Annotated in this window: 10 protein-coding genes; all 10 read right to left on the minus strand. The window is 36.2% G+C overall.

Translation table 11 applies throughout. The features are described from left to right. Window positions 1-2 precede the first annotated feature (2 nt). Window positions 3-2387, minus strand: coding sequence for a sugar-binding domain-containing protein (locus GIY83_RS09165; protein WP_229029259.1), 2385 nt, complete (start codon window positions 2385-2387; stop codon window positions 3-5). Between the two features lie 344 nt (window positions 2388-2731). Beyond that, the gene (locus GIY83_RS09170; protein ID WP_208686488.1) at window positions 2732-3859 is read right to left on the minus strand and encodes a glycoside hydrolase family 43 protein; all 1128 of its coding nucleotides are present in this window, start codon (window positions 3857-3859) and stop codon (window positions 2732-2734) included. A gap of 1 nt (window position 3860) precedes the next feature. Continuing rightward, a complete protein-coding gene (locus GIY83_RS09175; RefSeq protein WP_208686490.1) occupies window positions 3861-4718 on the minus strand; it encodes a family 16 glycosylhydrolase in 858 nt (285 codons plus the stop codon). 315 nt (window positions 4719-5033) lie between these two features. After that, complete coding sequence (locus tag GIY83_RS09180; protein ID WP_208686492.1) at window positions 5034-9593, minus strand: glycosyl hydrolase; 4560 nt, start codon at window positions 9591-9593, stop codon at window positions 5034-5036. Between the two features lie 504 nt (window positions 9594-10097). Further along, on the minus strand, window positions 10098-12083 hold the full coding sequence (locus GIY83_RS09185; RefSeq protein WP_208686494.1) for a RagB/SusD family nutrient uptake outer membrane protein: 1986 nt from the start codon (window positions 12081-12083) through the stop codon (window positions 10098-10100). Window positions 12084-12094: 11 nt separating this feature from the next. Beyond that, window positions 12095-15424, minus strand: coding sequence for a SusC/RagA family TonB-linked outer membrane protein (locus GIY83_RS09190; RefSeq protein WP_208686496.1), 3330 nt, complete (start codon window positions 15422-15424; stop codon window positions 12095-12097). A 560-nt stretch (window positions 15425-15984) separates the two neighbouring features. Next, the gene (locus GIY83_RS09195; RefSeq protein WP_229029261.1) at window positions 15985-17139 is read right to left on the minus strand and encodes a glycoside hydrolase family 88 protein; all 1155 of its coding nucleotides are present in this window, start codon (window positions 17137-17139) and stop codon (window positions 15985-15987) included. A 24-nt stretch (window positions 17140-17163) separates the two neighbouring features. Further along, the gene (locus tag GIY83_RS09200; RefSeq protein ID WP_208686498.1) at window positions 17164-18408 is read right to left on the minus strand and encodes a DUF2264 domain-containing protein; all 1245 of its coding nucleotides are present in this window, start codon (window positions 18406-18408) and stop codon (window positions 17164-17166) included. Between the two features lie 38 nt (window positions 18409-18446). Then, a complete protein-coding gene (locus GIY83_RS09205; protein WP_208686500.1) occupies window positions 18447-22541 on the minus strand; it encodes a hybrid sensor histidine kinase/response regulator transcription factor in 4095 nt (1364 codons plus the stop codon). Between the two features lie 132 nt (window positions 22542-22673). Further along, entirely contained in the window at window positions 22674-25787 is a 3114-nt protein-coding gene (locus tag GIY83_RS09210) for a glycoside hydrolase family 2 TIM barrel-domain containing protein (protein ID WP_208686502.1), read from the minus strand. Window positions 25788-26089 lie beyond the last annotated feature (302 nt).

Below are 26089 nucleotides of genomic sequence, written 5' to 3' on the forward strand. Positions count from 1 at the left end.
TTTTACATTTTATTTTTTTTAATAGCCTTTATAGTAAGGACTGTTTTACCCAATCCCGGAGAAGTAACTTCAAGATTAATATTCCCTGACTGTTTATTGCTTTTTATAATTACCATTGCACGTCCTTTCCAGGTTTTACGAGTATTTGCTACATATAAATCAGCATCTTTTAAATCGGCATTGTCGACTCCTGCAATTGTTCCGGCACCCGAAACTTTAAATGTAAGTTCATTAGCCACATTGGGATTTAAAATACCTTTTTCATCTAAAAGCTCAACATTTATATATACTAAATCCTGACCATCAGATTCGATAGTTTTACGATCTGCTTTTAATTTAATTGTAGCCGCCTGACCTGCTGTTTTTAAGAACACCGATTCTACTTCTTTGTTATCTTGTAATCCAACTGCTTTTAATTCGCCTTTTGTATATGGAATTACAAAAATTGCCTTAAACTCCTGCGCTTTGGTTGTTTCTTTTTCTCCTAAATTTTTACCGTTCAGGTAGAGCCTTACTTTAGAATATTTCGAATATACTTCGACCTCAATATTTTTATCTTCCTGACCAGGCCACGTCCAGCTTTCCCATGTAGGCCAAACCGACCAGCTTGTCAATTTAATTTTTCCATTTTCAGGATTTGGTTCCCGAACTGCCATATATAATTTTTCATTATCATCATACAACATACTTCTATAATGCGAAATTGGTTTTCGCCATCCCATTAAATCTACATCACCACAATACGCACCATGCCAGGGATATAAATTTGCTGTCCAGTGTTCTCCCTCTGTTTCTCCCGGATAAACAAAACGGCCAATTCCTGATTCGCCTAAATAATCCATTGCTGTCCAGACAAAATCGCCTATAATGTAATTGTGTTTTTGAACTAAGTCCCAGTTGGCAAAAGCATCTTTAGGATATGATTCAGTCTGCAAAATAATTCGGGAAGGTACCCTTTCATGATCTGATTCTGCATAATGCAATTGATAATTATATCCTGCAACATCATGAGCAGCCATCAAAGGATCAAAAATTTCCCAACCCTGATCCCAAGTGGTCATAGCCGATGTTATAGGGCGTGTAGCATCTATACCTCGAATTGCATTTGCAAACATTTTTGCTGTTTCAACTGCTTGTGGCTTGGTACGCTCAATAATTTCATTACCAATGCTCCACATAATGACTGAAGGATGATTGCGGTCTCTCAGCACCATAGATTCTACATCGTGTTTCCACCATTTATCAAAAATACTGGCATAATCAAAAGTATTTTTCTTTTCTCTCCATCCATCAAAAGCTTCATCTATGACAAGCATACCTAATTTGTCGCACGCCTCCAAAAAAGCTTCAGAAGGAGGGTTATGAGAGGTTCTAAGCGCATTAAACCCTGCTGCTTTCATCAATTCTATCTTTCTTTCTTCAGCACGATCATAAGCGGCAGCACCCAGCGCTCCATTATCATGATGCACGCAACCACCGTTTAATAGTATTTTTTTATCGTTTAATACAAATCCGTTTTCAGCGCTAAACTTAATTGTCCGAATTCCAAAATCAATTGTTACAACATCTATAATTTTTGACTCTTTTACAATTGACACTTTAGCCTGATACCTGTTTGGTGCTTCCAATGACCACAATTTAGGATTTTCTACATCAATTGTCTGAATTACTTCTTTTTCTTCATTTGGCTGCAATTCGATTTTACCAGATGCATTTGCTACAGTTTTTCCTTTTCTATCCGTAATAGCAGTAGAGAGCATAACAACTTCTAATACTGGCGTTTCGTTTTTTACAATGGTTTTAACCTGAACTACAGCCTTATTATTTTTTACTTCTAATGTACTAATGGCAACGCCCCAATTTTTAACATGAACGGGATTTTTTACCATTAACCATACATTGCGGTAAATACCTGAACCACTATACCATCTGCAATTTTTTTGTTGTGAATTATCGACCCTGACTGCAATTGTATTTTGCTGACCTAATTTTAAATAAGGTGTGAGATCATATTCGAAAGAGGTATAACCGTAAGGCTGAATACCCACTGATTTTCCATTAATAAAAACCTGAGCATTCATATAAACTCCTTCAAAATAAATAGCAATTTTCTGGTTCTTCCACTCCTTTGGTGCAGAAAATGTTTTTCTGTACCAGCCCGTTCCCATCGGATAAAAACCACCATCTCCTCCACTTGGGTTATTTTTTTCTGATTTTCCTTCAATACTCCAATCGTGGGGTAAATCTAATTTTCGCCAAGTGCTGTCATCAAAATTTATTGCGCTATTTTCAGCAGCATCTCCTAAGGCAAATTTCCAATCAAAATTAAAACGTTGTTTTCGCTCTTGATTTGTATTCTGCGCTACACTTTGTGATATGCAGCTCATTATTATCAAATTAATTAAGAATAATGCCTTTACTATTTTTCTCATTTTCATTATGATGTCTGTTTATTTAAAATTCATTCGTTTTATTGAATTCTTTTGTTTTGAAGCATTACAACCTATCAAAAATGTTGTTAGAAAAATTAAAGTGATGCATCTTGGAAAAAAAATAGTCATAATAATTATTTTGTTCTGTTTCAATATTCACAAACAACAATTACAAGTGTCAAAACAACACTTTTCAAATATAAAAACTATTATGCTTAAAATTTAGCTTTTCGCTGCTTCTTTTGCCTGCGTGTTTGTTAATTCACAAATACGATTGGTATTGTTGAGAAAGCTCTACTTTATCTCTTTTCTCTAAAAGCATTTAAATCCCATTTCTCCAGCCATTTCAAAACTGGCTTCCCGTTTCTAATTGTTATAGGCAGCCAAACATAACTTCCCTCAATAGGACTCTCTGGTTTCCATCGGTCAGCCATAAAAATAAATTGATCTTTTTTTCCCTGAACTGGGAAAATATAGGTGCTTTGCGAATAAAATGTCAGTTCAGCATCTTTACCAATACACGGATTTCCCAAAGATTGCCATGGTCCCCAAATAGATTTCGATTTAAACGAACGTGCCTCATTAGGATCCCAGCCTGTACAGCCTGAAGTTATCATATAATAAACCCCATCTTGTTTAAAGACTGCCGGAGCTTCATTATGACCTGCCGGAGCCACTGTTGTCCATTTTTGGGTAAAATCTAAATAATCAGCCGTAAGTTCTGAAATATGAAGTGTCAGATTATCTTCTGATGAATGAATCAGATACGCTTTCTCATTATCATCTACATAAACAGTCATATCCCTTGACATTTGTCCTTTTTCAAAATCCCTGCGAATCAGCATTCCGTTTTTTACTGCCGTTAGCCATTCCGGAGTCCACGATTTCAACTTACTTTCGTCTATAGAAGCTGTTTTGAACTCATCTTTAAAATTAATTGGCCAAACTCCTTTATTAGGACGGTATGATTTTTTAAATTTAAAAGGCCCGTTTGGCGTATCACTTACGGCAACCGCAGCACTGGCAGCATTATAACCTTGCCCTTTCAACTCTAAGTGAAACCACATCACGTATTTAGCTGTTTTTTTATTAAAAACCACTTTAGGGCGTTCCATTATACATCCTTTGGCTATTTCAGAGGCAGGGTTTTCCTCTACCCTAAGTACAATGCCTTCGTTGTGCCAATTGTACAAATCTTTTGAGGTGTAACAGCTAATTCCTTCTAAAGCGGTATTTCCCGCACGTCCCGCAGTTTTATATTCGCCGTACCAATAGTAGGTTCCGTCAATAAAAAGCATACCGCCACCGTGGGCATTAATATGTACGCCATCATTATCTTTCCATTGTTTTCCCGGAACAAAATCTTTGTTCTGACTGAAAACAAGCGAACATACCAAACTTATAATTATCGAATATTTTAATTTCATTTTACTTCTTTTTTTGATAAACCCTGATATAATCTATTGTATATTTTGACGGAAAACTGGTTGCTGTATAGTCTCCGCCATTGATTCCTCCTACTGCCAGATTTACCAATAAGTAATGTGGCTGCTGAAACGGAATTATTTTTTGATCGGTACTTTGTATTGTTTGCTGTACATTGATCTCGTTGAGTAATTGATCGTCTACAAATAACTTAATCGACTGAGCATCCCAGTCCATTCTCCAGACATGAAATTTATCTGCCCATGAATTGTCCTTAAAATCACTCAGCTTAAATGTGCTGCTATCCCAGGCTGTATTAGATTCTTTTGATTTCCATGCCGCATTGGCCAATATTTTCCCTGTGTAATATTCCATAATATCAATTTCGCCATTCGCAGGCCAATTTCCTTTTATACCCAAAGTCCAAAAGGCCGGCCACATTCCTTTTGCGATTGGAATCTGAGCCCGCATTTCAAACCGGCCATACTGCCAGGCATGTTTTCCTTGTGTGATTAAACACGAAGAGGTCGCTTTTATAGAATCTCTGTTTTTTGTCCAGTCCTGATGGCTTTTAGAGATAAAATTAGGATTGACTTTATTTTCTTTTCTGGCTTCAATAATTAAAAAACCGGCTTTACAATAAGCGTTTTCTTTTTGATACCACTGCTCTTCCTGATTTCTCATAAAACCAATTTCATAATTCCAATTCTTTTTATCCGGAGCGCCATCTACAGCAAATTCATCATTCCAGACCAAATCATATCCTTTGTATTTGGGAGGTTTTTCCTGATTTGGAATAAAGCTAAAAGTTAAGGCTAATACAATGGCTAAAATCAAAAACCGAAAGGTGGTAGACGTCATTTTATATCTGTTTTAAAATCAAAACCTTAAGAATAATAAGTGCTGTTGGTTTTATCTTTTAAAACATGAACAAATGCCGGTAAATATTATGAACCAACAGCCTTCTTATTTATAGTTGTAATACGTTGAGTAATTAATTTTAACACACAGGAACATAGGTTTTAGGTCTTTTAAAAAAGGTATTTCACTTATTAAATGCATATAGCTCGCCCGCTATGTGAAAGAAATGTATTTCTTTTTTGCATTTTTTTTAGCTAAAAAAAATCTATGTTTCTATGTGTTTATTTTTTTTTGAATTATACCCAAAGGGTAGTTTTATTTTTTAATAATGCGAATTGTTTTATCAGGATAAGATTCAATCTTTACCAGATATATTCCTGCTGTGGCATTGGAGATATTCAAATTGACTTTACCATTTTCAATACTATACTTTGCCTTAGAAATCAATCTTGCATCTGAAGTATAAATTCCAATAGTTACTGCATCTTCATTGGCTGGTACATCAATCTCAAACTGACCTGAAGTAGGATTTGGAAATGCCTTAAGCGTTATATCTGAAGATGATCCCTGTACTGTTTTAGGAGTAAACGAACTCAATGTTGGCGATTCATTATAAACCGTACCATAAAACTCAAGCTCTGCAATGTTTCCGTAACCCGTTGGTGTGTACCAGTATATATATCTGTATTTTTGAGTGGCCAAACCTGCATCTTCAGTAAAAACCGCATTTGGAGGTGTTTGTGTTATGGTATGTAAAACATCATAAGTCGTAAGATAATCGGCACTGTTAGAACCTCTTATCTCACTTCCGGTCATACGGGTTCCAAAAGTAGGACGGGGAACATATTTTATAGCTGTTAAACTGGCGCTGCTGTCTAATCCAAAATCATAACCTAAATAACCCGCAGCAGTTGGTCCGTCAACGTATGTATTGATATCTTCATCGAAAGCTTTCGCTATGGTCAAACCATTGTTTTGATACGATCCTTCGTGACCAATGATAGTTCCGGTAATCTTTTGTCCTCCCGCTGGTTTTGCTGTTAATACAACTGAATCAGCACCCTCGCCTAAAGAATTAAAAGCGGCAATTTTATAATAATACGTATTCCCGTTTGTAACTGCTGTATCCTGATATGAATTGGTAGTGATAGTCCCAATAGTAGTAAAAGGACCTGCTTGTGAAGTCGCTCTTTTGACATGAAAAGAAGCATCGTACATAAAATCCCAACCCAGAATTACTTTTGCATCACCAGATCCCACAACGGCATTTGTTACTGCATTTGGAATGGCTAAAGCCAATGTTTTAACCTGGAAAGCTGCAGAATAAGCACTTTCTCCTCCTGAATTCTCAGCAGCAAGTTTATAATAGTAATTGGTATCTGCTGTTAAATCTTTATCCTCGTAAACCGTATCTTTTACATAAGTGGCAACAGTTTCATAAGTACCATTTAAACTTTCTGACCTTTTAATAGTATAAGATATTGCTCCTGCTGATGCTGACCATTTTAAATTGATTATTGAGGTAGATATTCCTGTGCCTTCAATATTTGCGGGCGTTACAGGGATTGCAGCCTGCTCAAAAACCAATATAGCCGAGTATGCTGTTTCTACATTATCCTTACCTACTACTTTAATCCTGTATTCTGCTTTTGTATGAACTATATCTGTTTTTTTAAGAACAGTATAATCTGTCGATTCCTGAAAAACTGAAAATGCGGTTTCTCCTTCTAATTTTCTTTCCAGAATATATTTATTCACTAGATCCTGATTGGTACCTGTCCATTTTACTGTAATATTTTTATAATCTGATGACAATTCATACGTTAGTGTTTCTACTTTTGTTTTCCATACCGAAATATATTCTCTGGCCGAAGTATAGGCTTTCGCCGATGCATTTTTGGCATAATATTCTCCTGCCGGAGTTAAAACGGTATAATCAGTTGCGGTGCTTGAAATTACCGGCGCTGTCTGAAGCCATAGATAACTCTGCCAGTTTGGATTTCTTGTTTTAAAAGCATCGTTGATAGTAACATACATGGCTCTGGAATCCTGAACCCAATTGTAGATCGAATAACGTTCTACATAATCTGTCGTTTCTAATACATTTAGAATCGCCGCCAAATCATTTTTATGTTTGATGGCATTTGCATCTGTTAATAAGACAGGACCGTCAGGAAAATTATTCCCGGTCCAGTTGGCTCCTATATTCCATTCTGTAATCCAGATTGGTCTTTTGTATTTATCATATATGTTTTGCAAATCACTTTTCCATTGTGCGGCAGTTTTGTACCAATAACAATGAAGCGCCACATAATCAACTCGATAATTATTAGCCTCGGCCTGAGTCATAAAACTTGCCATCCATGGATTAAACGGATCTGATGTAGAAGGCGAACCTAATCGTAAACCTGATTTCAGTAATCCAGGCCATGAAGTTATTGCAGCTTCAACAGTCATATTAGACTGATCAGGGCGATCCGGTTCATTAAAACCTAAAAGATGCGTATATCCTTCTTTCGTATAAGCAGGAGTAAATGATGGCCAGGATTGTGTTTGTCTTATAGGAACATATTCTACATTGGGTGTAGAATCTAATCCTGTGTTCCAATTGTAATACCAGGTAATGTTTGTTGCATCTATAGCCTGTGCATCACCGCCTGCAAGTCCCTTTTTATTGACTTCATGCCATTTCATTGTTCTGACAAACGAAATGGTCCCTTTTAGATTAACAGGTAAATCTGCTATCTCCAAATCTTGATTTTCTGCAATATACACCCTGCTATATCCGCTTCCGTCAGCACTGGTGGCAAAGGTGGCCATATAACCTTTTTTTAATTTGAATGATTTAATACTGTTATCAAACGCTTCTAAATTATCATAAGGCGTAACGGGTGCAAACTGTCTCGATGCTCCTCCAAAATTTTCTGCAGTAAAAACCTCTAATGGTGTTTCGTTAACAGTATAAGGAGCCACAACAGTACCTGAACCATAATTGGTAACCGATACATTACTGCCATTCCCGGCCAAAACTCCGTTTACGGATACAAACTTTAGGTACGAACTAATAACGTCACTGGGTTTAATATTCTCGAAATACAAACGCGAAGCTGTCGAATTTAAATTGACTGTTGAATTAATTAAAGGGTTGTAGGCATTTTGCAAATACAAAGAAGAAGATCCGTTCAGGTTTAATTTTGATTTTGCATAGCTTTTTACATTCTGATTACTGGTAATTTCTGCTGTTTGCAATGAAGGACTAATGATTTTTTCCGGTGCATAAGCCACATTCTCATACGTTACTGAACTCACTACCATATCAACTATACCTGTTGTATAATTTTTACCAATTACAATAGCTGGACTTGTTTGGGACTGAAGCTTTAGTTCTCCTATTCCAAAAAGTGCATTGGCTCCGCTAATATTTATATAATAAGTCCCTGCGGTTTGAGATTGAAAAGATAAATCTCCTTTTCTGAGTTTATTGACAGCTCCTGAAGTAAAACTTTTAGAATTTAAAATAGTTCCTCCTCCATTGGCTACTGTAGAAACAGATACATTAATGAGAGATCCGGGAGCTAAATTTGAAATGTATTCGTAAATCCATGAAAACTGATAGTCTTTCGAAGCTTCTAATGCAATTGGAAATGAGTAAACTGAATTTTGAAGTGCAGTCGAATCCCATCTGATATATAAGAGTCTTCCTGAATAAATACTATTGTCAGATTCAAAAGTATGTCCGGAAGTTACATCCATATATCGTGTTCCGGAAGTGCTGTTGGCTGTAGTAAAAATCGTGGGAACGCTTGCATTCGTCCATCCATAAGCAGCGGGAGTTCCGGAATTATCATTGGCAAAACCATCCCAGGTATTCATTAAATTAGAAGATTTTAGTTTTAAATCGCCAATGGCCATGAGTCCGTAATCGCCTGTAATGGTGATGTAGCGAATACCATCAGCATTGGAAATAAAAGAAAAATCGCCCTTTCTTAATTTATTGGCGCTGCCGGTTGTAAATGTTTTAGAAGCTAAAACACCCGATCCGTCAGCTCCCGTTGAAATGGACACATTCAATTTTATGCCCGCTGCCGCATTCGAAATATACTCGTAGATCCATGAGAATTCATATTGCAGGTCTTTTTCCAGTTTTACGGGATAACTGTAAGTTGAGGTAGCATAACTGCTATTGTCCCAACGGATGTACATTAACCTGCCGTTATAAGCTGTATTATCTGATTCGAATGTATGCCCGGAGGTTACATCCAGATATCGGACGCCGCTTGTTGAATTTGCGGTATTCCATGGAAGTGTGGCAACGGTATTTGCCCAGCCATAATCGTTAGGTTTCCCTGAATTATTGCCTGCAATTCCTGCCCATCTACCAAGCAAGTTATCTGTACCATAAACAATTTGCTGTGCTGCTGAATTATCAATTACAAAATCAAGCGTTTTAGATGTTAGGTAATGTCCGTCCTGGTAGATATTGGCAACGCCGTCTTTTACAGCATAGCGAAAAGTTTGTTCCTGAGCATTATCAACAGAGGTGCTTAAATTTTCTATTATGGATAAAGCTGTGGTATTATTTAAAGTTGTTTTATCTAAGGAAGTTCTGAATCCAAATCCGGCTGAATTTTTAACCTGAACATCCAATCCTCTGCCCTGGGCTGTGTTTATTTTGGCTTTTACTTCTAAAGTAAATTCACTTTGACTGGATAACGGAAAGGTTATAATATCTGAATTTGCTGCGTTGCTAAATGTTTTAGAACCGTTTAATGTTGTACCCAAATTTATCTTAACAGGCAGATTAGGAGCTTGTGAATATCCCCGGAATAAAAAGACCGATAAACAAAATAATATAAACGTGTATAATTTTTTCATAATAAATTTTGGTTTTAGAATTATTGAAAAATCATTAATAACGGAGTGGTAAAATAATAGTCCACGGGTTTTACGGATTAAGCTGGTTTGCGCAGCATAATTTTATACTTGTGAAAAAATAGCCACGACCCGAACGATAGTGAACAGGCGGAGCAATTCACGAATGATTACGCTAAAAAATCTTTTTAATCTGTGGCGAAAAAATTCGTTTAGTTAATGCAATTAGCGGCGAAAAAAAAGTTTCTCGCAGATTTGGCAGATTGAGCCGATTTTTTTTAATCATTAAAATCTTTTATCCTGATAGCTATCGGGGGTGCCGAAAAAAATTAGTTTAGTTAATGCAATTCGTGGCTAAAAAAAATCTTTTAAATCAGGGCAATAAAAGACCACCAGCATTATCCCTTGTAATTTTATTACTCAGGATAATACTCTGGAGTCTATATTTATAATACTATTTAAGAAATTTGAAAGTTCTTATCTTGGGCTTTCAAAGTAATTGAATCATTACTCGATTTTATCTTCATCCGCGACAGCGTCTTGCCATTTATCCCAAACCTTAACATTGGGATCGTAACCGTCGTAACCAAAGTTCTGACTCAGTTTTCCTTTTATATTGGCTGTTATAGCACTATTTGGAATTGGCCAGTAATTGTTACGCTTGTCCATTGAATAAATTTTAGTTCCGTTTGGAACCACGATTCCGCTTGGGTATTTATTGTAAAGGGTGTAATGTGATATACGCTGGTACCAATAACTACCTCCTGCCGCATCAGTTCCGGATTGTTTATCCCAATCGGTTTTACTGTACGTCTGACCCCATTCATCTGGTTTTCCACTGAGGGCGAGACAGTGCGAGATACGTTTTAACTCGGCATTTCTCCATTCTTCTAAGTAAAGTTCTCTTCCTCTTTCGGCACAAATATCTCCAATGGTAACTGTTCCGTACATTTGTGAAGCTCCTGCTCTCGCTCTGATTACATTTACGTCCTGCGCAGCTCCACCAACATTACCCTGATAAAAACGGGCTTCGGCTCTTAACAAATAAGTTTCGGCCAAACGATATAAATACCAGTGTGCTTTACCTCCTGTACTTGCTCCCTGAAAATCAGTTGCATTGGGATTGGTTTCATTTACAACATCATGAAGGTAGATTTTATATAACGGAAAATCAAACCATTCACGAAGGGTATCTTTTGACAATAGTGTATTACCTTCTTTCAATCTAAAATTTTGCTGGTAGTAAGAAGAAGTTTTATCACTGTATTTAAGATCTTCCATATTTACCCAGTTACCCACAGCGCTATTGTGTCTAAGGTCCTGCTTATCCTCAATACCGTTTACGACCCACATAGGGTGCTGCGAATAATAAGAAGCACTTATAGTTCCAATACCACGCCCAAGTGCTCTTGCATAATCATACTTCGCCTGGTAATTCGCATTGTTTGAGGCAAAACGATTGGCTCCTTGTTTACCATCAGGGGTTGTAAGAGTACCTGAATTCCAGTTAGGTCCAAAAATTCTCATCGAAGCAAACGGTAAAAATGACTGTACTCCACCATTTGGCATCACCATTATAGCTTCTCTGTTAGCAGCAATAACCTTATTTTCTGGTCGGTGTAAATCCCATATAACATTTCTGTTAATCGCCCATGTTGTTGGATTTCCTCCCGGATCGAAAGTACCAAAAGTACTTTGCATTAAAGAATAACCGGATTGATTAATCAGCAAATCTGCCTGTGTTTCTGCTTCTTTAAATCTTCCGGAAGCCAGATAACACTTAATCAATAACTGACGGCATGCTCCTTTGTTTACTACACCCAGATAAGGCAGTTTCGCCTGATCCGGTACCCATTCTACAGCTTTCTCCATATCTGCAGTAATCATTTCGATAATTGCTTCTTTTTTAGTCGAATAATAATTCTGTTTTGGAACCTTCAAAATTTTTGTAATCAACGGAATATCTCCAAATTGATACACCAGATTAAGATAACGATACGCTCTGTGAAAATAGGCCTGACCTATATATCTATTCTTAACTTCCTGAGTTAAACTTGTCACATTATCAATATATGTCAATATAGTATTGGCATTTTTAATACCAGTGTAAGCTTCAGTCCAGTAAAATCCCAGGTAAAAATCATCATTTGTTGCTGTTTTAAAGCTTCCTGTAGGAACGATAGTATTGGCAAAATCAGAAATAGTACTGCTATTATCCGTTTTTCCGTATTTGGCCATATCAGAGAAAACATATTCTGTACCAATAGGCACACTATTGCCGGCACTATTATAGTGAATATAATTATTACGTAATTGTTTATCGGCACTTGCTAAAACGGCCTGTAAGCCAGATTCAGTAGAAAATGTCGTTTCCGGTTCGTAAAACGAAAGCGGATCCGGCTCCAGAAAATCCTCTGAACAAGAAACCATAAGAGCAGCCACTATTACTAAAGGTGCAAGTGCTGAGATCTTATTTTTAATATATCTTTTCATCGTTGTAATTGTTAAAGTGAAACGTTAAATCCTAAATTAAACATTCGAGTAGCCAGTCCACCTGTTTCCGGGTCTCCATAATATTTCCATTCGCCGGAAGCAGACCATGTTGCCGCGTTCTGAACTGAAGCATAAATTTTGAAGTTTCTGACATGCAAACGATCTAAAAGATCTTTAGGAAGTGTATAGGCCAGCGAAATATTGTCTAAACGAATAAAACTGCGATCGTATAATTTTTGTGTTCCGGCTCCTGCAGGCCCTCTTGCATCAAGACGTGCCCAATCATTGGTTGGATTATCAATGGTCCAATACGGGTTTACAAACGGGTTGTAGTTGTTGGTGTATAAACTACCGTCGTTATACGTATTCATATAACGTCCGTCAAGTGATTTGTGCCCCATGTACGAATACATATTAATGGCTAAATCCCATCTTTTATAAATTTTGAATTCATTACGCATCGACCAGTTGATTGGAGGTGCTCCCTGACCTAAAAACTGCTTGTCTTTTTCATTATAAGTTGGTTTTCCATTTACATCGTCAGCGGTATAACTGTTCTCCACTTTTGGGTCACCAGGACGTTGTCCGTATTTTGCCGCTTCTGCAAATTCATCTTTTTGCCAGATTCCAATCACTTTATAGTCCCAGATTTGAGAAATAGGTTTACCAATAAACCATCCATTCGTTTTATCATCTGCCTCTCTCTTTCCAATAACATTACCATTGGCATCCTTGATATCTTCCATGTTGCCATACAAGGCATTAATTGTGTTCTTATTGTATGAAAAAGCCACCATCGTAGTCCATTCAAAATTTGTTTTTTTGATATTGATCGTATTAAGACTTATCTCAATACCTTTATTTTCAACCTCTCCAAGATTAGTTGCAATAGATGAAAATCCTGTAAACTCAGGTAAACGCTGATTCATGATCATATCATTGGTCACAGATCTGTAAATGTCGATTGTACTTGTAATGCGGTCATTTAAGAAACCAAGATCAAGACCAATATTGGTTGCTGTTGTTTTTTCCCATTGCAAATTAGGATTTGCCAAACGGTCTATTCCCAGATATTTCATATCGACAATATTTCCTGAGGCATCGATATAACCCATTGTTGCTCCGGTTCCTGAATTTAAGTTGGCTAAAGCCAAATAAGGATCAGCCAATGATCTGTTCCCGTTTTTACCCCATGATAAACGTAATTTACCTGTACTTAAAGGCTCCCACTTGAACCAGTTTTCTTTATTAAAGTTCCATCCCAATGCTACAGAAGGAAAAGTTGCGTAAGGATATGAAGCTCCAAATGCTGAATATCCATCGCGACGCACCGTTCCTGTGATCATATAACGATTATCAAATGAATAGAAAAGTCTCGCCATTAATGCATCACCTGACTGATGTGTATCTGTAGATGAAAATGTACTATTGGCCAGTGTTGCATTAGCAATATTGTGAAAACCTAAAGCGTCTGAAGGTTGAATATTATTTGCATCAATACGATCTGACCATGTTTTAAGATCTTCTGCTTCCTGAACTAAAGTGGCTATAATATGGTGTTTCTCATTAAATGTATGATCCCATGCTAATGTATTGTTGAGATTCCATGTAAAATTTTTACCGTTTTCTCTATCTACTCCTATGTTAGCAGCATTCCAGTTTTTATTGCCTGCCGACTGAAAATAACGATTGTAAAAAAATTGATAACGAGGTGCTGCATTAAAGGAATACGTAATACCTAATGGTAAAGTTATTTTTGTATTAAAAATGGTATTCAACACCGTATACCCTTTCTCAAGCTCTATATATTGGCGGTCATAATAGTAATTATATCCTCCAATAGTTGGTCCCATTGGTTGTCTGGCATAATCGCCATTTGCTTCTGTAAAGTTAGAAAACGGGCTGTTTCTTAACATATTAGCATCCCAATAATTAGTACCTGTACCTACAGATATATCTCCATCTGAACGATCCTGAAAATTAACGTTTACCCCAAATTCAAGCCAATCTGTAATTTTAGCGTCCACTTTCATATTCGCACGAACAGCAGAATAATCATTACCCTGAATCGCTCCTTCAGATGTTAGATATCCTAAAGACATATAATAATTTACTTTATCACCTGCTCCGGAAACACTTAAATTATTGTCGTAATTTATTCCTGTTCTAAAAGTACTATTATACCAATCGTGCGTTTTTCCTTCAGTAAAATTCTTCAAAAGTGAAGCATCAGTAATTCCTAAACGAAGTCCCCAAACTTCATTCAAACTTTTTCCCTGTATTTGTCCTGTTGGCTGATAAGCTAACCATTGCGCCTGAGTAATACCGTACTGATCTAACTGATTAGGATTTGCAAAATATCCTGCCTGACCCACACGTGCTGCAACATAAGGTTCGTATTGCCCTGATGTTGTATTTTGACCATACGTTTTTGCTACTTCCCAATCCTGACGGTATTTTACATATCCATCTGGAGAGTATACATCGCGATAAGCACTTTTGTTGGTAATGGTTGTGTTTGTAGTTAAGTTAATAACAGGTTTACCACTTTTTCCTTTTTTTGTTGAAATCACAATAACTCCTGCTGCTGCTTTAGAACCATATACCGCTGTTGCAGATGCATCTTTTAAAACATCGATCTGGCCAACATCATCAGGATTGATTTCTGAAAGTTCACCATAAAATTGCATTCCGTCTAATATAATAAGAGGTGAATTATGATTAGCACCATCAGGATTGTAAACAGAAGTCTGCCCACGAATCTGCAAAGATCCTCCTCCTTTTGCATCAGCAGAATAACCTACTTTTAGCCCCGGAACACCTCGCAATAAATCCTGAACGGTCTGCGGGTTTTGATTGGCCAAAGCTTCGGCTTTAACCTGAACAATGGCTCCTGTTAAATCCTTTTTCTTCATTTTACCATATCCCACGACTACCACTTCATCTAAAGAAGCAGGATTCTGTTCTAATTTTACCACAATATTAGATTTGTCTCTTGCCAGAACTTCTTTGGTTACAAAACCCATATAAGAAATTACCAATACTGAATTTTCGTCTCCCGCTAAAGTAAATTTTCCGTCAAAATCTGTTATCGTGCTTATTTTTGTTCCTTTTATTAAAACAGTTGCCCCAGGCAAAGGCATTCCTTTTTCGTCTTTCACCTGTCCGCCAATACTATTTTGCTGCTGTACTTTTTCAAGCCCGTTTGCATTACCTGAACTCCTCGTATAGGCCTGCACTTGAGATAAGGAAACCAATACACAAAACAGGGTAAGTTTCTTTTTTAAATCAAATCCAGATACGCAATCAGGAGCTTTGATTTTCCTAATAAAATTTGTCATCTTTGGTTGTAATTTTTTGGTTAATTGATTAGTTAATAAGCTTTGGAAATTATTGAACTATAAGCTGAAATGAACTTCTCTTAAAATTCCGTTAGTATTTTTTTTAAGGACACTTCAAACCCATATTTATATAATCTACCCTGCAAATCTAGCATAAGGGGTACAAGTAAAAGGGGGTAATTACAGCATTATAACAGGGTCAAATCAGCATTTTACCCTAATAAACAGGTTATTTTTATGTCTCCCGCAAAAAATTAGTGTTAAAAATACACTTTACGTAATTTTTTAAGATACCTTAAAGAGTTTCAAGTTTCAGGTTTTGATGTTTCAGGTTGGTTGTTGAGTATATTTTACCATGGAGTTTCAGAAAGTTTTACCACAGAGATACGCAAAGATTTCACAGAGTTTCACAAAGAAGCAGGTTGGCTTTTGTGAAACTCTGTGAAAAATTCAGCATGCTGCGCTGAAGCTCAATATTCAATGAAATAAATAAGCTGCTAAAAAAACTTTGTGTATCTATGTGGTAAAAATCTGTGGTAAAACTAACCTAAAACAAAACTTTACTTCACAAAACGAGACATCTCTGATGCTGCCAATAAAAAAGCACCCACTCCAAAATCAGCTGTAGAATTTTTATCTACCACCTGCCCGGGAATTGCTTTTTCGCCAATAGGCTGTACATATCCTACTGTACCATCAGCTTGTAGTGCAAATTTCGTCAGGTAGTTCCATGATTTTTCTACCACCGGCAAATAGTCTTTTTTGTCTAAAATTCCATTATTAATTCCCCATAAAAAACCATAGGTAAAAAATGCCGTTCCACTGGTTTCCGGTCCCGGCGCGTGCTCCGGATCCAGAATACTTCTTGTCCAGTATCCTTCCTTTTGTTGGGCATCGGCCAGAGCTTTGGCCATATCTTTAAAACGATTTATATATTCGGTTCTATGTTTGGCTTTTTTGGGTAAATCCTTAATAATCTTGGCATAACCCGCAAAAATCCATCCGTCACCTCTGGCCCAAAAATCTTTTTTTCCGTTGGCACTTTTGTGTTTTGGATATACATATTTAGCATCACGAAAATACAGTTTCGCCTCATCATCGTACATAATACTGTCGGCATACGCCAGATACGAATGTAATTTTTCTAAGTACAGCTTATTTCCGGTAACCTTGTACAGCTTAGTCATGACTGGCATTACCATATACAGCCCGTCTACCCACCACCAATAATCATTGGCTTTGGTGCTCATTTCGTACTCCATTACTTCTTGTGTACGTGCAATTTTGCGAGGATCGTTTTTACCTGTTAAGTTGTACAAATCGATATAAGTCTGAAAACAAATCTGCCAGTCCCCAAACAATACATATTGATCAGTTTCGCCATAATTGTATTTCCATTCTGATTTGTTATTTGATTTGGCTCCCATCCATTGATTTTTTTCGGCCCAAGCCAAAGAATAATCCAAGTACTTTTTGTTTTGGGTAACTTTATAAGCTTCCATATTTCCTGTATGATAGGCGGAAACATGCCAAAAAGCATTGCCAAAATCCGGATGTGTAGTTTGCCAGCGATTGTTTACCTGGTCAATAATAGCAATAACTTCTGCCTTAGATTGTTTTATTTGAGTTTCTGACTTTACGGCGCCCGTTTTACAACTAACAATGGTTAAAGAAACAGAAGCCATTAGAATAAAAAATGAGTTGCTAAAATTCATAATGAGATTAAAATTAATGTTTAATTATTTTGAGGCATGATCAATTGGAATTTCCTGTCCTGACCATATTTTCTTTTGTGTCCACGGCTGGTAAGGATCACTCCAAAAAGAATCTGTTGCCGGTAAACCAAGAACTAAAAAAGCTTCTGAACATAAATACAAACTTCCGGTCGAGATATATCCTTCGCCAATATTAGGCTGATGTCCGTAAAACCCTATCTGAAGCCAGCCCTTTTTATCGAAAGTATCTTTAGCATTTAGTTGATTGTGAATCATAAAATACAAGGCCGAACGCACCTGAGCGGGAACAATTTCTTTTGGTAATTCTTTCCAAAGTGCGATTTGAGATAACAATTGAAAAGCTCCAAAACGATACGCCAACGAACGTCCAATAGGCGGATAAGTCCCATCAGGAGAAATTAATCTTTCCTGAACAGCAGCATAACGTCGGGCTCTGTTTAACTCCGTATCATAATCGGCTTTGTAGTTGCTGTTTTTTTCATTCAATACATTTAATATATCCAATTGCATCGGGTGAATTACAAAACTATTATAGTAATCCCAATGAAAATCAGGACCATCGCCATAAGTTCCGTCTCCTAAATACCATTTTTTATGTTGCTCCAAAGCATAATTCAGTCGGTCTTTATCTTCCTCTTTATCAAATTTAATGATTGCCGCTTCTATCATTCCTGCAAAAAGCAGCCAATTGCTATGATAAGGCTCAATTTTTCTGGATGATTTTAATGCTTTTATTACATTTTGTTTGGTAATGGTATCGAGGGGTTCCCAAAGTTGTTTTGGTGCACGAAGCAAAGCCTGCGCAAAAAAAGCAGCATCGACCAGAGGCTGTCTGTCTACTACAAAATTCATAAAATCAGGCGCATTGGGATCTGTGGCATTATGAATCGATTTTTGAGCTAAATCAATGTATTTTGCTCTTAATTTTCCTTCGGGCGTTTCATCCGGGCCTAATTCTAACCAGGGTGCCATTCCTGAAAGCAGCCTTCCAAAAGCTTCTAAATAAGTCACATGTGTTCTTTGGTCCCAGGCTCCAGGCGATTTTTCTACAGGCATCAATTGTTTTAACTGATTGTTGCTTAATGCTACTAAAACGGGATCGCCAATTTTAACTAAAGAGGACACAAAAAATTCACGTACTTTTTCAGGAGATTTTTTTTGAAGTCTTTTTGATTGTGATTGTAAAGCAGTACTCGTTGTAAAATAAACAAGTCCTAATAAAATGGTCTTTTTTAAATATTGATTCATATGTTTTTTTCTTAATTTCTTCTCATCCCTGTTCATCATCAGGTTGATTTCCAGAAACTTTCATTCAATATGTATTTATTATCCTTGACGTTTTGATACTTTTTCTTAAACTCAGAAGGGTTTATGTTATAAAATTGCTGAAAGTGTTTCCTGAAGTATTTAATATCCCCAAAACCAGCCATCGAAGCGGCCTGACTTATTTGCAAATCGGTTGTAATAAGTAAGGTGGCCACTTTTCGCAATCGCACATTTCGGGTAAATTCAGAAACTGATTTTCCTGTAATTTTTTTTATTTTTTTGTAAACCAAAGAATAACTCATTCCCAGTTGAAGCGCCAGATCATTTACATTAAAATTATCTACATCGAGATTCGCATCAATGATATCAACAATTCGTTCGATCAGTATTTTATCTTCATCTGATAATTTTAGACTTCCGGCATTTTTGGTAACGGATTTAAGTAGGTAATTCTGTTCAGTATCTCGTCTTGTTAATATTCCACTAATTCGGGCTAATAAATATTCGTTATCAAAGGGTTTTGTAATGTAGTCATCTGCTCCTACTTCGGCGCCTTTCAGCTTTACTTCCTCTGAAGTTCCTCCTGTGAGTAATATTACAGGAATATGCTTTAGCTCTTCATCTGTTTTGATGTATTTGCAAAAAGCCACACCATTCATTTCTCCCATGACCACATCAGAAATAATTAAATCCGGCTGTACTTTTCTAATTATTTCTAAAGCTGCTTCAGCACTTTCGGCCGCAGTAATATGATATTTTGAGGCTAATATTCGTTTTAAATAATTTCTGATCTGAGGATTATCATCTACAATTAAAATACTTTTTGCTTCGTTGATGACATCTTTTACATTTTCGGGTTCTTCGATGGTATGCGATACTTTTTGAATCAACGTATCTTCTAAGGCTTCTTCTAAAAATAAGGTTCTGTCATTTAAATCTTCCCTTATTTCTATATCTCCAAAATGTTCTTTTCCAAGAAGCAGTTTAATCTCAAAAGTAGCTCCTCCGTTTTGATTGTTGCTGCAGCTTACTTCTCCATGATGCTGGTCTACAAACTGTTTGACCAAATAAAGACCAATACCAAATCCTTTGCGGTTGTTTTTGATGTTTTTATTGGATTGGTAAAACAAGTCGAATATTTTCTCTTTATCAGCCTCCAGAATTCCTTCGCCATTATCAATAACCGATATGATGACTTCATTGTTTACGCAACGCAGATTTACGGCAACTGCTCCGTTTTCTTTCTCTGTAAATTTTAAGGCATTCGAAATCAGATTAAACAAAGCCATTTCTATTTTTTCGCGATCTACATACAGGTATACTTTTTCTTCAGAAATACTAAAACTATAATCTATTTTATTGGTTTTAGCATGATGCACAAAACAGCTAAAAACTTCTTTAGCGAGTTCTACAATATCAATTTGACCTATTTTAAGTTTTCCCGTTTCTGTTTCTGTTTTTCGAAAAAGAAGCAGCTGATCTACCAGACTCAATAATCTTCTGGAATTGCTATACACCATCTCTATCGCACCTGGATCTATTTGCTGATCTGTACCATAAATTATATCTTTTAATGGATTAATAATCATGGTCAAAGGCGACCTGAACTCATGGGAAATATTAGTAAAAAAGGTTAGTTTTTTTTCATTTAATTCCTTTTCCTGTCTGGCTAAATCCTGCGAAAGTTTTACTTCATATTTAAGTTTTTCCTGTTGTCGCTGGTATTTATCTACTACGTAAATAATAAAAGCAACAGCCAAAGCATAAAACAAATAAGCAAAAATGCTTCTGTACCATGGCGGCAAAATGGTAATGGGCAGTGAAATAGATTGAGTATTCCAGACTCCCTCGGCATTGGTAGATTTTATTTTTAGCACATAATCACCTTCTGTTAATCGGGAATAATTGGCGCTTCTGATATTATCAACATAATGCCATTGCGAATCCCATCCGTCTAAAAAATAAGCATAGGATATTTTTTCAGGCAAACTGTATTCTAAAGCTGCAAAATCGATGTTCAGCATTGATTCATCATAAGGAAATTTCAGTTTATCGATGCCAAAAGTGGCCAATCCAGATTCTTCTATCGCTTTATTATTTACTTTTATGGCATTTATGATCAGTTTTGGGAAGCCATGAGCGTCACAATTTATTTTGGTGTTAATGATATTAAACCCTTTAATTCCTCCAAAAACAATTTCTCCCGTTGAGAGTTTCAGCGCAGCATTATAATTAAACTGATTGCTCTGAAGTCCGTCACTATCATGATAACTTGTTATTTTACCCGTAACATCATTGTACACAAATATTCCGTTATAGGTACTACACCAATATGCGCCCTGATTATCCTGAACAATATTAAGAACAGAATTGTTTGAAATTCCGTCTTTGTGGGTCAAAAATTTCCCTTTTAATGTTTGCGGATTAAAAATCATCAGGCCTCGTCCTTCTGTACCAATCAGCATTTTAGTAGTCGAAACAGCAACAATCGAACGTACCGGATACTTTATTAATTGAATCAACTGGCTTTTTGCTGTCTTGGGATTGTACTTAAAAATACCTGTAAAATTCCCTAGCCAAAGACATCCCTGAGCATCTTCGGTAATTGAAATTATGCCATTAATTTTCGCATCAACAAAATCAAATTTATCGGTCGTTTCATTATAACGATACAAGCCTTCATCATCAGGAGATGCGGCCCATAAAACCTTGTCTTTGCTGCGATACATTACCCAAATATTCTTTTGGAATGAATTGTATTTAGGGTTAAAAAGGGCATACTTTTTAAAACTTCTGGTTTTGGCATTAAATAAAGAAATTCCTCCACCATAAGTTCCAAACCAGGTTCCTTTGTCATCCTTTGCAATTGCCGAGACAAAATTATTGGTTAGCGAATTACTGCTATTGGCATTATAGGAATAATTTGTAAAACTGTTATTCTTTCGATTCCATAAACTGGCACCACCTCCATCTGTTCCTATCCAAAGGTTTTCACTGTCTTGCTCGCATAAGGAAAGAATGAAATCGCTAGGTAATGTGTTTGTTGCTTTTTCATTTTTAGAAACGGTCAAAAAAGGGCTTTTTTTGCTCTCAACTCTATTCACTCCCCCTCTTAAAGTTCCTATCCAGACGCGATTTGCACTGTCTAAATACAAAGAAGAAATGGCATTACTGTTTAACTTTTCGTCACTAAAATTTGCATTAAGGGAAGAAAAGGAATTGGAAGTATAATTATACTGAACCACGCCGTTACCATTTGTCGCGATCCAAAGTTCCCTGGTATCACGCTTGTACATAAAGTCAGCAATAGGATATCGCACTTCCTGATTGCTGTACACATGGTAGGTTTTATCGATGGTATTGTACTTCAATAAACCTTCTTCGACACCAACCCAAATGTTCGAGAACGGGTCATAAAAAATACTGGTACCATTGAGAATTTCAGAGAAAACTACTGATAATTTATTGGTGTTCGTGTCCATAGCGACAATGCCAACACCCTGAACAAAACCCCACAATTTGCCCGATGCATCAAAATCTATTGCCTGAACATGATAATCCCACTGCAATTTTCCATTTACAGAAAGGGGGACAAAAGTAATTTCCTTTCCATTTTTCGAACAAAGCAAACCTTTACCGGCTGTAGCAATGTATAGATTTGTTTTATAATCTTTGATTTGATTAACGACAAAATTAATGGGTTCATTTTTACCCGTTTTAGGATTTACACTATAGCGTGTACTAAACCTGTTGGTCAAATAACTGTAAACACTGATTCCGCCTTTTGTACCAATCCAAATTTCGTTTTGGGTACCACAAATACTTACAACCCTGTTATTTACTAAAGAATTAAGATCATTGGGTTCGTTTCTGTAATTCACAAAATTATAGCCGTCATATCGGCTTATTCCGTCGTACGTTCCAAACCACATTAAACCTCGTTTGTCTTTGTAGACTGAAGTAACAGCATTATTAGCAAGTCCGTTTTTTATACCAATATAGCCAATATCATATTTTTCCGATTCAAATTTTGAAACAGACGATATTGCAGCTGACTGCGGTTTCGCCACAATACCAGCTAAGAATATTAAAAAAAACAGGACTTTATTTCTCAAAATATATTGTGCATTAGGTTATATTGAAATACTTATTTACTACCAAATTGTTCTAAAAAATTATTAAAAATCAGAAAAACCTATGACTACAAATCATAGGCTTTTCCGGACAAACTTAAAAATGACACTAAACTAATTAACCAATGAAATCGTGTAGGTATAACTGTATTTTTTATCCAGTAATCGATAAGCATCGTGAGGCAAACTTCCCCAACTATCATCACCACCAAGACCTCTTTGCTTGTAATCTACATGCAGGTAAACCGCTTCTTTAGAATTTAAATCTAAATCTGTAGGATGACGCTGTTCCTTATTTTTTCCCGGATCTAAATCTTCTGTCGAAATATTCAATGCGCTAAAACCTATTGGCTGCTGCCCTTGGATTTTTAAACCTTGTCCATTATCATTTTTTAAAGTCAGCCAACGAACATCTGTTTTGTAACCCGACTCTTGCGGACGAATAAAATTCCTCGCATATTGATTGATTACTTTATCTGAATATTCACCAATAAATGCCGCTGAGTTTCTATCTGAATAGTTTTCCCAAGGTCCTCTTCCGTAATAACTCAAATTATCAAATGCTCCGTTTAGTTTTAAACGCATTCCAAAACGAGGTATTTCCGGTAATTCTTTTCCTGCCAAATCAATCGCCGCCGTTACTTTTATCGCTCCATTATTCTGAATTAAATACTCTACCGTATAAGGAACATTTGCCTGAGCCAATTGATACGCTACTTTTATAAGAACTCCTTCTGTCGATTTTTTATCCAAATTAACGCTTACAACAGTCGGATTTTTGGATGCTTCTTTCCAGATTCCTAATTTATTTGGCATTCCGTTTCCAAAATCATTATCAGTTGGAGCACGCCAGAAATAAGGACTTGGGAAATTGCTAAAAACATTCTTTCCGTTTTTCGAAGTATATTTAAGTATTTCTCCTTTTTGTAAATCAAATTCTCCTGTGATATTGTCAGTTTCAAAGAAAAGTACATTTTTTGCCACCGTATATTTCAATTTAGATCCCGAATTTGCTGTTGCATTAGCTGTAAAATAATTGCCTTTTGCTACTTCAAATTGTTCTCTTGCAAATTCAAATCCTTTAGCTACTAAAGGTGTATCGTATTTTGAAAGGGCATAAACATTCATAAAATATTCTGAACTTTCATCAAAAGCACCTAAATCTAAAGCTACTTTCTTGCTTTGTTCCGGATCTAAATCTAAATTAAATTCTCCTGTTTTTACTTTTGAACCGTTTTTGATTACCTCCCACTTAAAGGTATAATTGGACAGATTCGTAAAATTGAAATGATTTGTTATTGTTAAATCAGTTTTGTTATTCAGTTTAAATTCAATGTTTTGATATACTTTTTTCACTTCTTCTAAAGCTGGTTTTGGAGTTCTGTTAGAAAACACCAATCCATCGGCACAGCCATTTTCATCATTTTGCAAATTAGCTCCGCCTAAATCTCCACCGTAAGCCCAAAAAACTTCGCCTTTTTCATTTTTGGTTTTGATTCCCTGATCTACCCAATCCCAGATAAACCCGCCTTGCATGCGTTTACTGTTATTGATCATATCCCAATATTCCTGAAAATTTCCGCTGCTTTGTCCCATCGCATGCGCATATTCACACATAATGTAAGGGCGCTCTTTATCTGAATTCGCATAATTTTTCATGCTTTTAATACTCGGATACATTGGGGCTACAATGTCTGTATTTCTGTTTTCTCCTGCCTGCTCAAACTGAACCGGACGTGTATGATCTACTTTTTTCAACCAATCGTAAGCATCGTAAAAAACAGGACCATTTCCGCATTCGTTTCCCAATGACCAGATAATAATCGAAGGATGGTTTTTGTCGACAGCAAACATTCTTTCAATACGATCCATGTGCGCCGGTGCCCATTCCGGCAAATAAGCAGGATGTTTTGTTTTATCAAACCAGTTTTGCCACTCTGCTCCCATCGCGTGACTTTCGATATTGGCTTCATCTACTACATAAAAACCGTATTCATCACATAAATCATAAATATGAGGATCGTGCGGATAATGGCTCATCCTGATGGCATTAACATTATGTTCTCTCATTAACTGAAGGTCTTTCAGCGTTAATTTTTCATTTGGAACATGTCCTTTTTCATCGTCATGTTCATGAATATTAACTCCTTTTACCATTATGACCTTGCCGTTTACCAATAATCGGGCATTTTTAATTTCTACTTTTCTAAAACCGGTTTTTTTAGAAATAATTTCCAAAACTTTCCCTTTATTGTCCAGCAATGTAATGGTATAACGGTACAAATTAGGTGTTTCGTTACTCCATTGTTTTACATTTTCAATTGTTTTTTCAAAGCTTATTTTTGCCTCTTTATTGTTTACTTTTTTAGTTTCAGAAAAAATTACATTTTCCTTATTGTCAAACAATTCCACTTTGACAGCCGGATTTTTAATTTTACTTTTTTCAAAATGTTTTAAAGTAACATCTAGATTAAAAAGTCCGTTTTTGTATTGATTGTCTAAATCACTTTTTACAAAATAGTCCCAAACTGTCGTTTTAGGCATTGCCTGTAAATAAACGTCTCTTTCGATACCGCTTAATCTCCAAAAATCCTGATCTTCTAAATAACTTCCGTCATGCCAGCGGAATACCTGAACTGCAATTAGATTTTCTCCTTTCTTTAAAAAAGAAGTAATATTAAATTCTGCCGGCGTTTTTGCCGCTTTGGTCATCCCTACTTCTTTTCCGTTCAGGAAAACTCTTGCGTAACCTGAGATCGAAGCAAAATGAAGTATAATTTCTTTGTCATTCCAGGATTCCGAAACTGTAAAGGTGCGTCTGTAACTTCCTACCGGATTATAATCGGGTGCTATAAAAGGCGGATTTTTAGGAAACGGATATGTAATATTGGTATAAATAGGAATGTCATAACCTTGCAATTCCCAGTTAGAAGGTACCTCGATATTCTTCCAGTTAGAATCGTTTAAATCTGCCGCATAAAAATCCAAAGGTCTTTGTGAAGGACTTTTAACAATATTGAATTTCCAGTTTCCATTCAGACTTTGGTACAATTCTGATTTTTGAGGATTGTTGCCTTTCAGCTCATTTTCATTACTGAACAATAAGAAGGAACTTCTGCCGGCTTCTTTTCCTCTGTCTAATATTTGAGGATTTTCCCATTCGTTATGTTGGGCAAAATTATTTTGCAGACTCAAAAACAAAGCAAGTGCTAATACAATTTTTTTCATTTAATTACTTTTACAAAATCAGTTTTTAAAATTTAATACTCCCCAATTTTATTTCAAATTCAAAGAGAAGAGTAAGCTCCATCAGAAATAAAATCGGGTTCACAAATTTAGATAACACCATATAAGACAAGAGGGACATTACAATAAAACAGAAGGGGCATATCAATATAAACCACTAAAAATGCTTAAATAAGGTTAAATTACAGCTCATTTCATTATTTTTAAATTAAAAAACTGTGAAAGCAAAAAATAATACTTTAGCTAAATATTGTATTTATTTTTGCTGAAATGATTATTTATTT

It is taken from the genome of Flavobacterium sp. SLB02 (assembly GCF_009664855.1).
GTDB lineage: Bacteria > Bacteroidota > Bacteroidia > Flavobacteriales > Flavobacteriaceae > Flavobacterium.

Bases quoted from the DNA above. Each gene is read 5' to 3' on its own strand.
- GIY83_RS09165 (WP_229029259.1), bottom strand. From the start codon at position 2,387: ATGAGCTGCATATCACAAAGTGTAGCGCAGAATACAAATCAAGAGCGA.
- GIY83_RS09170 (WP_208686488.1), bottom strand. From the start codon at position 3,859: ATGAAATTAAAATATTCGATAATTATAAGTTTGGTATGTTCGCTTGTT.
- GIY83_RS09175 (WP_208686490.1), bottom strand. From the start codon at position 4,718: ATGACGTCTACCACCTTTCGGTTTTTGATTTTAGCCATTGTATTAGCC.
- GIY83_RS09180 (WP_208686492.1), bottom strand. From the start codon at position 9,593: ATGAAAAAATTATACACGTTTATATTATTTTGTTTATCGGTCTTTTTA.
- GIY83_RS09185 (WP_208686494.1), bottom strand. From the start codon at position 12,083: ATGAAAAGATATATTAAAAATAAGATCTCAGCACTTGCACCTTTAGTA.
- GIY83_RS09190 (WP_208686496.1), bottom strand. From the start codon at position 15,424: ATGACAAATTTTATTAGGAAAATCAAAGCTCCTGATTGCGTATCTGGA.
- GIY83_RS09195 (WP_229029261.1), bottom strand. From the start codon at position 17,139: ATGAATTTTAGCAACTCATTTTTTATTCTAATGGCTTCTGTTTCTTTA.
- GIY83_RS09200 (WP_208686498.1), bottom strand. From the start codon at position 18,408: ATGAATCAATATTTAAAAAAGACCATTTTATTAGGACTTGTTTATTTT.
- GIY83_RS09210 (WP_208686502.1), bottom strand. From the start codon at position 25,787: ATGAAAAAAATTGTATTAGCACTTGCTTTGTTTTTGAGTCTGCAAAAT.